The sequence below is a fragment of the Streptomyces sp. NPDC001927 genome, from assembly GCF_053594455.1.
Map to the genome: position 1 here is coordinate 321,597 of NZ_JBSFEN010000007.1, position 12,336 is coordinate 333,932.

Here is a 12,336-nt window from a genome sequence, read left to right on the forward strand (position 1 = left end):
CGCAGGCCGCCGCCTGCGGGGGTCTCGTCGCCCCGTGGGGGGTCTCAGTCCTGGCGCGTCGCCGCGGTCGCGCGGACCCGCTTGCGGACCAGGAACCAGCCGCCGACCAGCGCGGCCGCGATCAGCGGGAGGCAGTTGACGGTGGTGCGGCTGATGCCGCCGTCCATCCACATCAGGACCAGCACCGAGCCGAGGAAGACCAGCGTGACGATCTGGGTGTACGGGGCCCAGGGCAGCTGGTAGCCGGGGCGGGTGACCCGGCCTTCCTTGGAGCGGTTCACGAAGAGCAGCGAGCAGACCATGATCATGGCCCAGGTGCCGATGATGCCGATGGAGGCGAAGTTCAGCACGAGCTCGAAGGCCTCGCCGGGCATGACGTAGTTCAGGCCGACGCCGAGGACACCGAAGGCGGCGGTCAGCAGGATGCCGCCGTAGGGGACGCCGCCCTTGTTCATGACGCCGGTGAACTTGGGCGCGGAGCCCGACAGCGACATGGAGCGCAGGATCCGGCCGGTGGAGTACAGGCCCGAGTTGAGGCTGGAGAGCGCGGCGGTCAGGACGACCAGGTTCATGACGCCCGCGGCGCCGGGGATGCCCAGCTTGTCGAAGACGGTGACGAAGGGGCTCTGGTCGCCGGAGTACGCGGTGTACGGCAGGAGCAGCGCGAGCAGGACGACGGAGCCGACGTAGAAGAGGCCCACGCGCCACATGATCGAGTTGATCGCCTTCGGCATGATCTTCTCGGGGTTCTCGGTCTCGCCGGCGGCGACGCCGCACAGCTCGACGGAGGCGTACGCGAAGACGACACCCTGGATCAGCAGCAGCATCGGCATGACACCGCTGGGGAAGATGCCGCCGTTGTCGGTGATGGTGGAGAAGCCCGGGGTGTGGCCGCCGACCTCGTGCGAGGTCACGATCAGGAAGATGCCGATCAGCATGAAGGCGACGAGCGCGCCGACCTTGATGATCGCGAACCAGAACTCCATCTCGCCGAAGTACTTCACGGAGATGAGGTTGGCGGCGAGGACGACCGCGAGGGCGATCAGGGCGAGGATCCACTGCGGGACGTCGCTGAACATGGCCCAGAAGTGGGCGTAGGTCGCGGCCGCGGTGATGTCGGCGATGGCGGTGGTCGACCAGTTGAGGAAGTAGAGCCAGCCGGCCGTGTAGGCGCCCTTCTCGCCCATGAACTCACGGGCGTAGGAGACGAAGGCGCCGGAGGAGGGGCGGTAGAGGACCAGCTCGCCGAGGGCCCGCACCACGAAGAAGGCGAAGACGCCGCAGACGGCGTAGGCGATGAAGAGGGACGGTCCCGCGTTGGCCATGCGGCCACCGGCGCCGAGGAAGAGGCCGGTGCCGATCGCGCCGCCGATGGCGATCATGTTGATGTGCCGGGACTTGAGGTCCTTGCGGTATCCGGCGTCACCGGCGTCGACGTGGGGGGACGCTCCGGTGGCCGCCGCCGGTGGCGGCGTGGCGGACAGCGTGTCGGCCGCAGAGGGGGTGCGGTCACTCATGGAGTTGTTCGCCTTCGTGAGGGGGAGGGTCTGTGCGGTACCCGGCCGCGCGCGCGTGGAGATCGTCCACGGCTCTTACGGCCAGCGCACATCGTCACGGCACGGCGGGATTTCAGCAGTGGCCAATGTCACTGAACGCCCTTATTTGAGCTACTTCTGAGGTTGCTCGGGCGAGAATGTCCGGGGTACGCCGGACTTACGGGGCGAGAACGTCCAGTTCCTTGAGGGCGCCGACGGCGATCTGACGGGTCAGCTCCTCGGCGCGGACCGCGTCCCTCTCGCGTACCGCCTCGGCGACCTGGACGTGCAGGGTGACGGCGGCCGGGTCGGGGTCCTCGAACATCACCTGGTGGTGCGTGCGGCCGGTGAGGACCTCGGCGACGACGTCGCCGAGCCGGGCGAACATCTCGTTGCCCGAGGCGTTGAGGACGACCCGATGGAAGGCGATGTCGTGGACGAGGTACGCCTCCAGCTGCCTGCCGCGCGAGGTGGCGACCATGCCGAGGGCCTGCTCGGTCAGTTCGCGGCACTGCTCGGGGGTGGCGTGGGTGGCGGCGAGGCCCGCGGCGACGGGTTCGACGGCGGAGCGGAGCACGGTGAGCGAGCGGAGCTGGCGGGGGCGGTCGGCGCCGGCCAGGCGCCAGCGGATGACCTGGGGGTCGTACACGTTCCACTGGGCGGTCGGCAGGACGATCACGCCGACGCGGCGGCGGGACTCGACGAGATGCATGGACTCCAGGACGCGGACGACCTCGCGGACGACGGTGCGCGAGACGTCGAAGCGCTGGGCGAGTTCGTCGGTGCGCAGCACGCTGCCGGGCGGGTACTCCCCCGCGGTGATCGCGAGACCCAGGGTGGCGAGGACGTGCGGATGAAGCCCCTGGGCCGGTGTCGTCATGGGGGTCAGCCTACGCGGCGACCAAGATCGGGAACAAAAAGTATGACTTTAATGTCACAGACCCTTGAATACGTCGTACCCAATGGGTTTCATGAGCGCGACGGATCGATGTCGAAGAAGACAGCGAGGCACCACCCCATGAGCACCACCTCCCCGACGGTCCCCCGGGTCGTCGTCGTGATGGGCGTCGCCGGCACCGGCAAGACGACCATCGGCCCCCTGGTCGCGGACGCGCTCGGCGTCCCCTATGCCGAGGGCGACGACTTCCACCCGGCGGCGAACGTCGCCAAGATGTCGGCCGGCGTCCCCCTTGACGACGCCGACCGCGGCCCCTGGCTCGACGCGATCGGGCGCTGGGCGCACGGCCGGGAAGGGCTCGGCGGGGTGGTGAGCAGCTCCGCGCTCAAGCGGATCTACCGGGACCGGCTGCGCGCGGCCGCCCCGGGCGTGGTCTTCCTCCATCTGACCGGCGACCGCGAGCTGATCGAGGGGCGGATGGCCGAGCGCAAGGGTCACTTCATGCCGACGGCCCTGCTCGACTCGCAGTTCGCCACGCTCCAGCCGCTGGCCGAGGACGAGGCGGGTGTCGCCGTCGACGTCTCCGGCTCACCGGAGGAGATCGCGGCGCGCGCGGTCGCGGCCCTCGGCCGCCTCGTCGACTGACCGCGCGTCCGGTACGTCCCGGCCGGCCGCGCGTGCCGTAGGCCGGTTTGTTCGGCGTCGGCCGCGAATCCCGACTCCCTCGCACAACCCCCGTACGCCCGCATCCCCCTGCCCCTCACCCCCGTCCCCGTAAGGAACCACCGTGACCAGTCTCAGCGTCGAGATGCTGGCAGCGGACGCCGTCGAGCCGATCACCTCGGCCGGCAACGCCCAGCTGGGCTTCGCCGTGCTCGCGGGTATCGCCCTCATCGTCCTGCTCATCACCAAGTTCAAGCTGCACGCCTTCCTGGCCCTGACCATCGGCTCGCTGGCGCTCGGCGCCTTCGCCGGTGCGCCGCTCGGCGCGACCATCGACGCGTTCACCACCGGTCTCGGCAAGACCGTCGCGGGTGTGGGCGTGCTGATCGCGCTCGGCGCGATCCTCGGCAAGCTGCTCGCCGACTCCGGCGGCGCGGACCAGATCGTCGACACGATCCTCGCCAGGGCGAGCGGGCGGGCGATGCCGTGGGCGATGGTCCTGATCGCCTCCGTCATCGGGCTGCCGCTCTTCTTCGAGGTCGGCATCGTCCTGCTGATCCCGGTGGTGCTGCTGGTCGCCAAGCGCGGCAACTACTCGCTGATGCGGATCGGCATCCCCGCCCTCGCCGGTCTGTCGGTCATGCACGGGCTCATACCCCCGCACCCCGGCCCGCTGGTCGCCATCGACGCGCTCGGCGCCAACCTCGGTGTCACGCTCGCCCTGGGCGTCCTGGTCGCGATACCGACCGTGATCATCGCCGGTCCGCTGTTCTCGCGTTACGCGGCCCGCTGGGTCGACATCCCGGCCCCCGAGAACATGATCCCCACGCGTCCCTCGGAGGACCTGGAGAAGCGTCCCGGCTTCGGCGCCACCGTCGCGACCGTGCTTCTGCCCGTCGTCCTGATGCTGGTCAAGGCGCTCGTCGACATCGTCGTGGACAACCCCGACAACGGGCTGCAGAAGGTCACCGACGTCATCGGCTCGCCGCTCATCGCGCTGCTCGCGGCCGTGCTCGTCGGCCTGTTCACGCTGGGCCGCGCGGCGGGGTTCACCAAGCAGCGGCTCTCCACCACCGTCGAGAAGTCCCTCGCCCCGATCGCGGGCGTGCTGATGATCGTCGGCGCGGGCGGTGGCTTCAAGCAGACCCTGATCGACGTGGGCGTCGGCCAGATGATCCTGGACTTCTCCAAGAACTGGTCGATACCGGCGCTGCTCCTCGCCTGGCTGATCGCCGTGGCGATCCGGCTCGCGACCGGCTCCGCCACCGTGGCGACGATCTCGGCGGCCGGGCTCGTGGCCCCGCTCGCCGAGGGCATGGGCACGAGCGAGACGGCACTCCTCGTCCTTGCGATCGGCGCCGGCTCGCTCTTCTTCAGCCATGTGAACGACGCCGGTTTCTGGCTGGTGAAGGAGTACTTCGGCATGAACGTCGGCCAGACGATCAAGACCTGGTCGGTGATGGAGACGATCATCTCGGTCGTCGGCATCGTCTTCGTCCTGCTGCTGTCGCTGGTGTTGTAGCCGCACTCCCCCTCCGTACGGACCGGGTTCGGGCGCCGCTCAGGCGTTCCGGACCCGGTCCGTACGTTCCGGCCCAACTCCAGCGCCTCGTCGGGTTCGCGGACCGCCTGCTGGAAGTCGACGAAGCAGGAGTCCGCTCCGCCGGCCCGGACGCCCGCCAGGACGGCCGCGACGGCGTCGGCCGTCATGTCCGGGGTGGCGTTGAACCGGATGTGGCGGCGCAGCGCGTCGGGGTCCCGGCCGGCCTCGTCCGCGGCGCGGCGGGCGATCTCCCAGAGGCCGGCGGCGGCCTCCGGCGGCAGGACCGCGCCGACCCAGCCGGCCGCGCGCCGGCCGACCCGGCGCAGCGCGGCCGGGCTGAAGCCGCCGAGGTAGACCGGGGGCCCGGCGGGCTGGGCGGGGCGGAGGCCGACGTACGCGCGGGGGATCGTCCAGTGCGGGCCCTTGTGGCCGAACTCCTCCTCGGTCCAGATGCCCCCGAGGATGTCGAGGATCTCGTCGAGGTGGGCGCCGCGCCGCCCGAAGTCGGCGTTGACCGCGGTGTACTCGTCGCGGAGCCAGCCGATGCCCAGGCCGACGTCGAGCCGGCCGCCGCTCAGCCCGTCGAGCGAGGTGAGGCTGCGGGCGAGCAACAGGGGCGGATACCAGGGGGCGTTGAGGGTCGACATGCCGAGCCGGGCGCGCCGGGTGGCGGTGGCGGCGACCGTGAGGACGGTGAGCGGGTCGAGGAACGTCCGGTACTCCTGGGGGTACGGGTTCTCGGGGGTGTGGCCCGGGTAGATGTCGCTCGGCGCGACCGGGGTGAGCGAACGGTCCCCCACCCAGAAGGAGTCGAAGCCCGCCTCCTCGGCATCGCGGGCGAAGCCGGCGATCGTCTCGGGGCGGGCGTGCGTTCCGTACTGGGGCAGTGCGATGCCTATCTCCATGCCCCTCATGGTGAGTTGGGGGCGGCCGGCGCCACGAAGGGGTGGGCGCGTGAGCCGCGCCACACGGACGGGCGCGGACGTTCGACGACCGCGCCTCCGCCGTCGCCTACCTCAGAGCCTGGCCCGCCGCCTACCCCACCGCCCGGGCCGCCGCGCGGCCCGCCGCTCGGCCCGAGAAGATGCAGCCGCCGAGGAAGGTGCCCTCCAGGGAGCGGTAGCCGTGGACGCCTCCGCCGCCGAAGCCCGCCGCCTCGCCGGCCGCGTACACGCCCTCCAGTACCTCGCCGCCCTCCCTCAGCACGCGCGACGACAGATCGGTCTCCAGGCCGCCGAGGGACTTGCGGGTGAGGATGTTCAGGCGTACGGCGATCAGCGGACCGGCCTTGGGGTCCAGGATCCGGTGCGGGGACGCCGTACGGATCAGCTTGTCGCCCAGGTACTTGCGCGCGCCCCGGATCGCCGTGACCTGGAGGTCCTTGGTGAAGGGGTTGGCGATCTCGCGGTCCCTGGCCGTGATCTCGCGGCGCAGCTCCGCCTCGTCGATCAGCGGCTCGTCCGTGAGGGCGTTCATGCCCCGGACGAGGGCGGACAGGTCGTTCTCGACGACGAAGTCGACGCCGTGGTCCATGAACGCCTGCACCGGGCCCGGTACGTCCGCGCGGGCGCGGCCGATGACGTCCCGGATCGACTTGCCGGTGAGGTCCGGGTTCTGCTCGGAGCCCGAGAGGGCGAACTCCTTGCCGATGATGCGCCGGTCGAGCACGAACCAGGTGTGGTCGTGGCCGGTCCGCATGATGTGTTCGAGCGTGCCGAGGGTGTCGAAGCCGGGGAAGAGCGGGACGGGCAGCCGGCGGCCGCGCGCGTCCAGCCAGAGCGAGGACGGGCCGGGCAGGATGCGGATGCCGTGCTTGGCCCAGATCGGGTTCCAGTTCTCGATGCCCTCGGTGTAGTGCCACATCCGGTCGCGGTTGATGTGGCGCGCCCCGGCCTCCTCGGTGATGCCGAGCATCAGTCCGTCGACATGGGCGGGGACGCCCGAGAGCAGCTTCGCGGGCGGGGTGCCGAGGCGGTCGGGCCACTGCTTGCGTACGAGGTCGTGGTTGCCGCCGATGCCGCCCGAGGTGACGATCACCGCCTGCGCCCGGAGCGCGAAGGAGCCGGTCACCTCCCGGCTGCTCGCGGTGCCGCGCTCGGCGGTGGACGGCTCAAGGATCTCGCCGCTGACGGTGTCCACGGCGCCGGCCGTGGATCCGAGGGCGGTCACCCGGTGCCGGAAGCGGAACTGGACGAGGCCGCGGGCCACGCCCTCTCGCACGCGCTGCGCGAAGGGGGCGACGAGGCCGGGTCCCGTACCCCAGGTGATGTGGAAGCGGGGCACCGAGTTGCCGTGCCCGGTCGCGTCGTACCCGCCGCGCTCGGCCCAGCCCACCACGGGGAAGAACCGCACCCCGCGCGCGTGCAGCCAGGACCGCTTCTCGCCGGCCGCGAAGTCGACGTACGCCTCGGCCCACTTCCGCGGCCAGTGGTCCTCGGGGCGGTCGAAGCCGGCCGTGCCGAACCAGTCCTGGAGGGCGAGCTCGTGGCTGTCCTTGATCCGCAGCCGACGCTGCTCGGGCGAGTCGACGAGGAAGAGGCCGCCGAAGGACCAGTGGGCCTGGCCGCCCAGGGACTGTTCGGGCTCCTGGTCGAGCAGGATGACGCTCCGCCCGGCGTCCACGAGCTCGGCGGTGGCCACCAGGCCGGCGAGGCCGGCCCCGATCACGATCACATCAGCGTCGTACGACATGGACCGAATCTTGGATACACGGATGTATCGAGTCAACCGTCCGGACCGTCCCGACCGCGTGCACACCCCTCCCGTTTTCTAATGTCGAGCATTAATATGGTCGGCATGGCGAGGACGTCAGGGCCCGAGACCCGGGACAAACTGATCCGCGCGGCGGAGGAACTCTTCGCGGCGCAGGGCGTCGACGGCGCCCAACTGCGGGACATCGTGGCCCTCGCGGGCCAGAGCAACCCGTCGGCCGTGCAGTACCACTTCGGCTCGCGCGCGGGCCTGCTCGACGCGGTGATGGCAGGCCGCCAGAGACGTACGGAGCAGGTCCTCGAACCGCTCCTCGCCGAGGCGCCCGACGAGCCGCACGCGCTGCTCAGGGCCCTGGTCGGCGCCGAGGCGAGCGAGCTGCGCACCGAGCGCGGCCGCCGCTGTCTGCGGATCTCCGCCCAGCTCAGCCACGAGAGCGGGGTGCGCACCCGCACGCCGCACCCCACGCTCGACGGCACGGTGTACTGGCGGCTGATCGAGCGGGTCGAGGCCTGTCTGAGCGGTCTGCCCGAGCCGCTGCGGCTGGAGCGGCTCGACCTGGCGCTCACCGTCGTCGGCGCCGCCATGGCCGACCGGGCCCGGCAGTACCTCGACGGCACCGTCCCGCTGACGGACGAGCAGCTCTTCCTCGCCGACCTCGTCCAGACCACGACGGCCCTGCTGCAAGCACCGCCGCCGCCCTCGATGCCCTCGATCCGAAAGGACCTCTCATGACCGAGAACCCCCGCCTCCACGACCTCACCGGCAAGACCGTCCTCATCACCGGAGGCGCCCGCGGCCTGGGCGCCGAGGCCGCGCGGCAGGCCGTCGCCGCCGGGGCGAACGTCGTGATCACCGACGTGCTCGACGACGAGGGCAAGGCGACCGCGGCCGAGCTGGGCGAGCGGGCGCGCTTCCTCCACCACGACGTGACCTCCGAGGAGGCGTGGGCGACGGCCGTCGCGTACGCGGTCGCCGAGTTCGGCGGGCTGCACGGCCTGGTGAACAACGCCGGGATATCCAGCGGGGCCTTCCTGGAGACCGAGTCCGTGGAGAACTTCCGCCGGGTGCTCGACATCAACCTGACCGGTGTCTTCATCGGTATGAAGGCCGCGATCCCGGCGATGAAGGAGGCCGGCGGCGGCTCGATCGTCAACATCTCCTCGGCCGCCGGTCTGATGGGCCTCGCGCTCACCGCCGGCTACGGCGCCTCGAAGTGGGGCGTACGGGGGCTGACCAAGATCGGCGCGGTGGAGCTGGGCACGGCGCGGATCCGCGTCAACTCGGTCCACCCGGGCATGACGTACACCCCGATGACGGCCGTGGTCGGCATCGAGAAGGGTGAGGGGAAGTACCCCAACACCCCGATGGGGCGGGTCGGGGAGCCCGACGAGATCGCCGGCGCGGTGGTCTTCCTGCTCTCGGACGCGGCCTCCTACGTGACGGGAGCGGAGCTGGCCGTGGACGGCGGCTGGACGACCGGGCCGACGGTGAAGTACGTCATGGGTCAGTGATCCGGTCATGAGTCAGTGATCCGGTCACGGATCGGTGATCCGGGAAGGGATCAGTGATCTCGTCATGGGTCAGTGATCTGATGGGGGTATGAATCCCGCCGAAGAGGTCCTGGACGTCGTCGACGAGCGCGACGAGGTCGTCGGGCAGGCCCCGCGCGCCGAGGTGTACGCGCGGGGCCTGATCCATCGCTGCACGTTCATCCAGGTACGGGACGCCGAGGGCCGGATCTTCGTGCACCGGCGCACGCCCGGGAAGCTGGTCTACCCGTCGATGTACGACATGTTCGTCGGCGGGGTCGTCGGCGCGGGCGAGTCGTACGACGACGCGGCGCTGCGCGAGGCAGAGGAGGAGCTCGGCGTCTCCGGTCTGCCGCGCCCCGAGCCGCTGTTCCGGTTCCTGTACGACTCCGGGGGCGTCGCCGGGAAGTGGTGGTCGGCGGTCTACCAGGTGCGGTGCGAGCTGCCGGTGGACCCGCAGGTGGAGGAGGTCGCCTGGCACGCCTTCCTGCCGGAGGCGGAGGTGGTCGCGCGGCTCGGGGAGTGGGCGTGGGTTCCGGACGGTCTGGCCGCGTACGAACGGCTGCGCGCGCACCGCGGTTAAGGTGCCCGGGTGAGTGACTTCGTGCAGAGTCTGCGGCTGTGGTTCGCGCCGCAGCGGATCCGTGACGAGGGCGAGACCCCGGACTACCGGTTCTCGCTCGCCAACGAGCGCACCTTCCTCGCCTGGATCCGGACCGCGCTCGCGCTCGTGGGTGGCGGCTTCGCCGTCGACCAGTTCCTGCCGGACCTGCGCTGGGGCGTACGCGTCGGGCTCGCCCTCGCCCTGCTGGCGGCGGGCGTGCTGTGCGCGCTGCGCGCGGTGAACCACTGGGTGCGGTGCGAACGGGCGATGCGGCGCGGGGAGGACCTGCCGGTGTCGCGGTTCCCGACGGTGCTGAGCCTCGCGGTGGCCCTGGTGGCCGTGGTGATGGTGGTGGTCATCCTCTTCGGCTGGGCCGGCCGGTGACCGAGGGGGCGGCGCCCGCCCGGGATCCGGGGCTGCAGCCGGAACGGACCCGGCTCGCATGGCGCCGTACGACGCTGACCTGCACGATCGTGGCGGTGCTCGGCGCGAAGTCGGCGATCAGGGACGAGATCACGGCGGCCGGGGTGGCGGGCGCGGCGGGGGTGGCGCTGGTCTGGGTCGGTTTCCTCGCGGTCGCCCACCGGCGGATCCGCTCCCTGGACGCGGCGCGGCCGAACCCGCTCTCGCGCCGGGGCGCGCTGCTCGCGACGGCGTGCACGGTGGCGCTCGCCGCCTTCGCGGTGGCCGTGGTGCTGTAGGCGGTCCTGTGGTGAGGGCCTTCAGTCCGACCAGGCCACCGTGACGACGACCTTGCCCTGGAGGCCGCCCTCCTGGTTGGCGCGCTGGGCGTCGGCGGCCTGTTCCAGGGGGAAGGACCGGGCGACCCGTACGGAGAGCACGCCCTCGTCGACCAGACGGGCGAGCGCGGCGAGGTCCTCGGAGTTCGGGCGGACCCAGAAGTAGCGGCCGCCCAGGCCGATCACCTCACCGTCCGCGATGGAGGCGAGGCGGCCCTCGGGGGCCAGGACGTCCGCGGTCTTCTTGAGGAAGGTGCCGCCGATGGTGTCGAAGGCCGCGTCCACGCCGTCGGGCGCGAGGGAGCGGACCTGCTGGACGAAGGTGTGCTCGTCGTAGACGACGGGCTCGCCGCCCAGCTCCTCGACCCGCTCCTGGCCTCCCTCGCGCACCGCGCCGATGACCCGGCAGCCGACGTGGCGGGCGATCTGGACGGCCATGGAGCCGACGCCGCCGGCCGCCGCGTGCACCAGGACCGTGTCGCCCTCGCGGACGGCGAGGGCCTGGTGGAGCACCTGGTAGGCGGTGAGCCCGGCCAGCGGGAGGGCGGCGGACTCCTCGAAGCCCACGGTGCGGGGCTTGCGGGCGAGCGTACGGACGGGGGCGGCGACGTACTCCGCGAAGGTGCCGCGGGAGAGGAAGTCCTCGCGGACGTAGCCCATGACCTCGTCACCGACCGTGAACTCGGTGACGGAGACGCCGGGCTGGACGACGACGCCGGAGACGTCCCAGCCGGGGATCACCGGGAAGACGGCGTCGATCATCCCGTCCAGGTAGCCGGCCTGGGCCTTCCAGTCGACGGGGTTCACGGCCGCCGCCCGTACCTTCACGAGGACGTCGTCCGGGCCGACCTTCGGGTCGGGCCGTTCGCCGTACTCGAGCACCTCGGGGCCGCCGTACCGGCTGTAGCTGATCGCCTTCATACCCCGAACGATCACGGCGGCCCCCGTCCCCCGCAAGCCGGATACCCCCGGCAGAGCGGTAGCGCGCCTGGTCAGCCGCCCAGCGCCGCCGGCGGAGGGAGCAGGGTGCGCGGGTCGTGGCCGGCGTGCCAGAGGCCGATCAGGAAGGCGGTGGCGGCCTCCAGGAGGTCGGCGCGGCCGAGCGGGCCCGCGACGAGCGGGACGCAGCCCAGGTCCTTCACCAGCGTGGCGACGAGGGCCAGGGCCTTCTCGTCGTCGCCGCAGAGGGGGACGGTGAGCGGCCCGTCGGCGAAGACGGGTGGCGTACGGGCCCAGACGGCGGGCGTGACGTGGTTGAAGGCCTTCACCACGCGGGCGCCGGTGGCGGCCGCGATGGTCCGGGCGGCGCCGGGGCCCTGGCCGGTGGTGAGCACGAGGCCGGGTCCGATCGCGTTGGTGCAGTCGATGAGGACCGGGTCGTCCGGCAGCGCGCCGACGCCCGCGAGGACGTCGAGCACGGCGTCGTACGGGAGGGCGAGGAGGGCCGCGTCGCCGAACCGGGCCGCGTCGCCGAGGCTGCCCGCGCGGGCGCCGATCCGGGCGGCGAGCGCGTCCGCCCCGGCCGCCGTCCGTCCGCCGACGAGGATCTCGTGGCCGGCCCGGGCCCACTGTCCGCCGAGTGCCTCGGCCATGTTCCCCGTACCGAGAATTCCGATGCGCATGTCCGCCTCCCTGTGGTCGTGTTGAGCGATGCGAACGACGCTAGAGGGGCCCTCGGTTACCGAACGGTGCGTGGGGCGGAGGCCGCGGTGACCGACCGGCTGCTCGCCGACTGCCGGGCCCGGCTCGGGTTCGATCTGCTCGCGAATACCTGGAACGCCGTGGTCCTCTACGCCCTGGCCGACGGGCCGCGGCGCCCGCGTGAGCTGCGGGCCGGGATCGGCGGGATCAGCGCCAAGGTGCTCACCGAGACGCTGCGTCGGCTGGAGGGGTACGCCCTGGTGGAGCGGCGGGCCTACGACGAGTCGCCACCCCGTGTGGAGTACGCGCTGACCGGCCTCGGGCGGACGCTCCTCGGGCCGATCGAGGCGTTGGGGCGGTGGGCGGCGGAGTACGGCGAGGCGTTCGCCGACGCACAGGGGTGGAACCAGGACGAGTCCGACATTCAGGGCTAACCTGAACCACGTCACATCACACCCCCACAGAGGCGAT

Annotated in this window: 13 protein-coding genes and 1 pseudogene; 8 read left to right on the forward strand and 6 right to left on the reverse strand. The window is 71.8% G+C overall.

The genetic code is table 11. The annotated features are described in order from the left end of the window. Positions 1-44: 44 nt before the first annotated feature. The gene (locus ACWCO8_RS21300) at positions 45-1,517 is read right to left on the reverse strand and encodes an amino acid permease (RefSeq protein ID WP_362004381.1); all 1,473 of its coding nucleotides are present in this window, start codon (positions 1,515-1,517) and stop codon (positions 45-47) included. Positions 1,518-1,713: 196 nt separating this feature from the next. Next, on the reverse strand, positions 1,714-2,415 hold the full coding sequence (locus ACWCO8_RS21305; RefSeq protein WP_362004379.1) for a FadR/GntR family transcriptional regulator: 702 nt from the start codon (positions 2,413-2,415) through the stop codon (positions 1,714-1,716). A gap of 138 nt (positions 2,416-2,553) precedes the next feature. On the opposite strand from ACWCO8_RS21305, the gene ACWCO8_RS21310 reads away from it, so the two are divergent. Both ACWCO8_RS21310 and ACWCO8_RS21315 read left to right on the forward strand, forming a co-directional pair. After that, positions 2,554-3,078 (forward strand): gluconokinase, encoded by a 525-nt coding sequence (locus tag ACWCO8_RS21310; protein ID WP_451033515.1) that lies wholly within the window; start codon positions 2,554-2,556, stop codon positions 3,076-3,078. A gap of 142 nt (positions 3,079-3,220) precedes the next feature. Next, positions 3,221-4,618 (forward strand): GntT/GntP/DsdX family permease, encoded by a 1,398-nt coding sequence (locus ACWCO8_RS21315; RefSeq protein WP_451033516.1) that lies wholly within the window; start codon positions 3,221-3,223, stop codon positions 4,616-4,618. A 62-nt stretch (positions 4,619-4,680) separates the two neighbouring features. Here ACWCO8_RS21315 and ACWCO8_RS21320 read toward each other — a convergent pair. Both ACWCO8_RS21320 and ACWCO8_RS21325 read right to left on the reverse strand, forming a co-directional pair. Continuing rightward, positions 4,681-5,544 (reverse strand): annotated as a pseudogene (locus ACWCO8_RS21320) (TIGR03619 family F420-dependent LLM class oxidoreductase); the annotation flags it as partial. A 130-nt stretch (positions 5,545-5,674) separates the two neighbouring features. Beyond that, entirely contained in the window at positions 5,675-7,330 is a 1,656-nt protein-coding gene (locus ACWCO8_RS21325; RefSeq protein ID WP_451033517.1) for an FAD-binding dehydrogenase, read from the reverse strand. Between the two features lie 105 nt (positions 7,331-7,435). Between ACWCO8_RS21325 and ACWCO8_RS21330 the strand changes: the two genes are divergently transcribed. From ACWCO8_RS21330 to ACWCO8_RS21350, 5 genes are all read left to right on the forward strand, one after another. Continuing rightward, entirely contained in the window at positions 7,436-8,083 is a 648-nt protein-coding gene (locus ACWCO8_RS21330) for a TetR/AcrR family transcriptional regulator (RefSeq protein ID WP_451033518.1), read from the forward strand. After that, the gene (locus ACWCO8_RS21335; protein WP_451033519.1) at positions 8,080-8,862 is read left to right on the forward strand and encodes a glucose 1-dehydrogenase; all 783 of its coding nucleotides are present in this window, start codon (positions 8,080-8,082) and stop codon (positions 8,860-8,862) included. Before ACWCO8_RS21330 ends, ACWCO8_RS21335 begins: the two co-directional genes overlap by 4 nt. 88 nt (positions 8,863-8,950) lie before the next feature. Beyond that, complete coding sequence (locus ACWCO8_RS21340) at positions 8,951-9,463, forward strand: NUDIX hydrolase (protein ID WP_362004362.1); 513 nt, start codon at positions 8,951-8,953, stop codon at positions 9,461-9,463. 9 nt (positions 9,464-9,472) lie between these two features. Next, positions 9,473-9,868 carry a YidH family protein gene (locus tag ACWCO8_RS21345; RefSeq protein WP_362004361.1) on the forward strand — a complete coding sequence of 132 codons (396 nt, stop codon included), beginning with the start codon at positions 9,473-9,475 and terminating at the stop codon, positions 9,866-9,868. Continuing rightward, complete coding sequence (locus tag ACWCO8_RS21350) at positions 9,865-10,185, forward strand: DUF202 domain-containing protein (RefSeq protein ID WP_451033520.1); 321 nt, start codon at positions 9,865-9,867, stop codon at positions 10,183-10,185. Before ACWCO8_RS21345 ends, ACWCO8_RS21350 begins: the two co-directional genes overlap by 4 nt. Positions 10,186-10,206: 21 nt before the next feature. On the opposite strand, the gene ACWCO8_RS21355 is transcribed toward ACWCO8_RS21350, so the two are convergent. Continuing rightward, complete coding sequence (locus tag ACWCO8_RS21355; protein ID WP_451033521.1) at positions 10,207-11,145, reverse strand: NADP-dependent oxidoreductase; 939 nt, start codon at positions 11,143-11,145, stop codon at positions 10,207-10,209. Between the two features lie 71 nt (positions 11,146-11,216). Continuing rightward, positions 11,217-11,846, reverse strand: coding sequence for an NADPH-dependent F420 reductase (locus ACWCO8_RS21360; protein WP_451033522.1), 630 nt, complete (start codon positions 11,844-11,846; stop codon positions 11,217-11,219). An 87-nt stretch (positions 11,847-11,933) separates the two neighbouring features. Between ACWCO8_RS21360 and ACWCO8_RS21365 the strand changes: the two genes are divergently transcribed. Next, the gene (locus ACWCO8_RS21365; RefSeq protein WP_362004353.1) at positions 11,934-12,299 is read left to right on the forward strand and encodes a winged helix-turn-helix transcriptional regulator; all 366 of its coding nucleotides are present in this window, start codon (positions 11,934-11,936) and stop codon (positions 12,297-12,299) included. Positions 12,300-12,336: the final 37 nt, after the last annotated feature.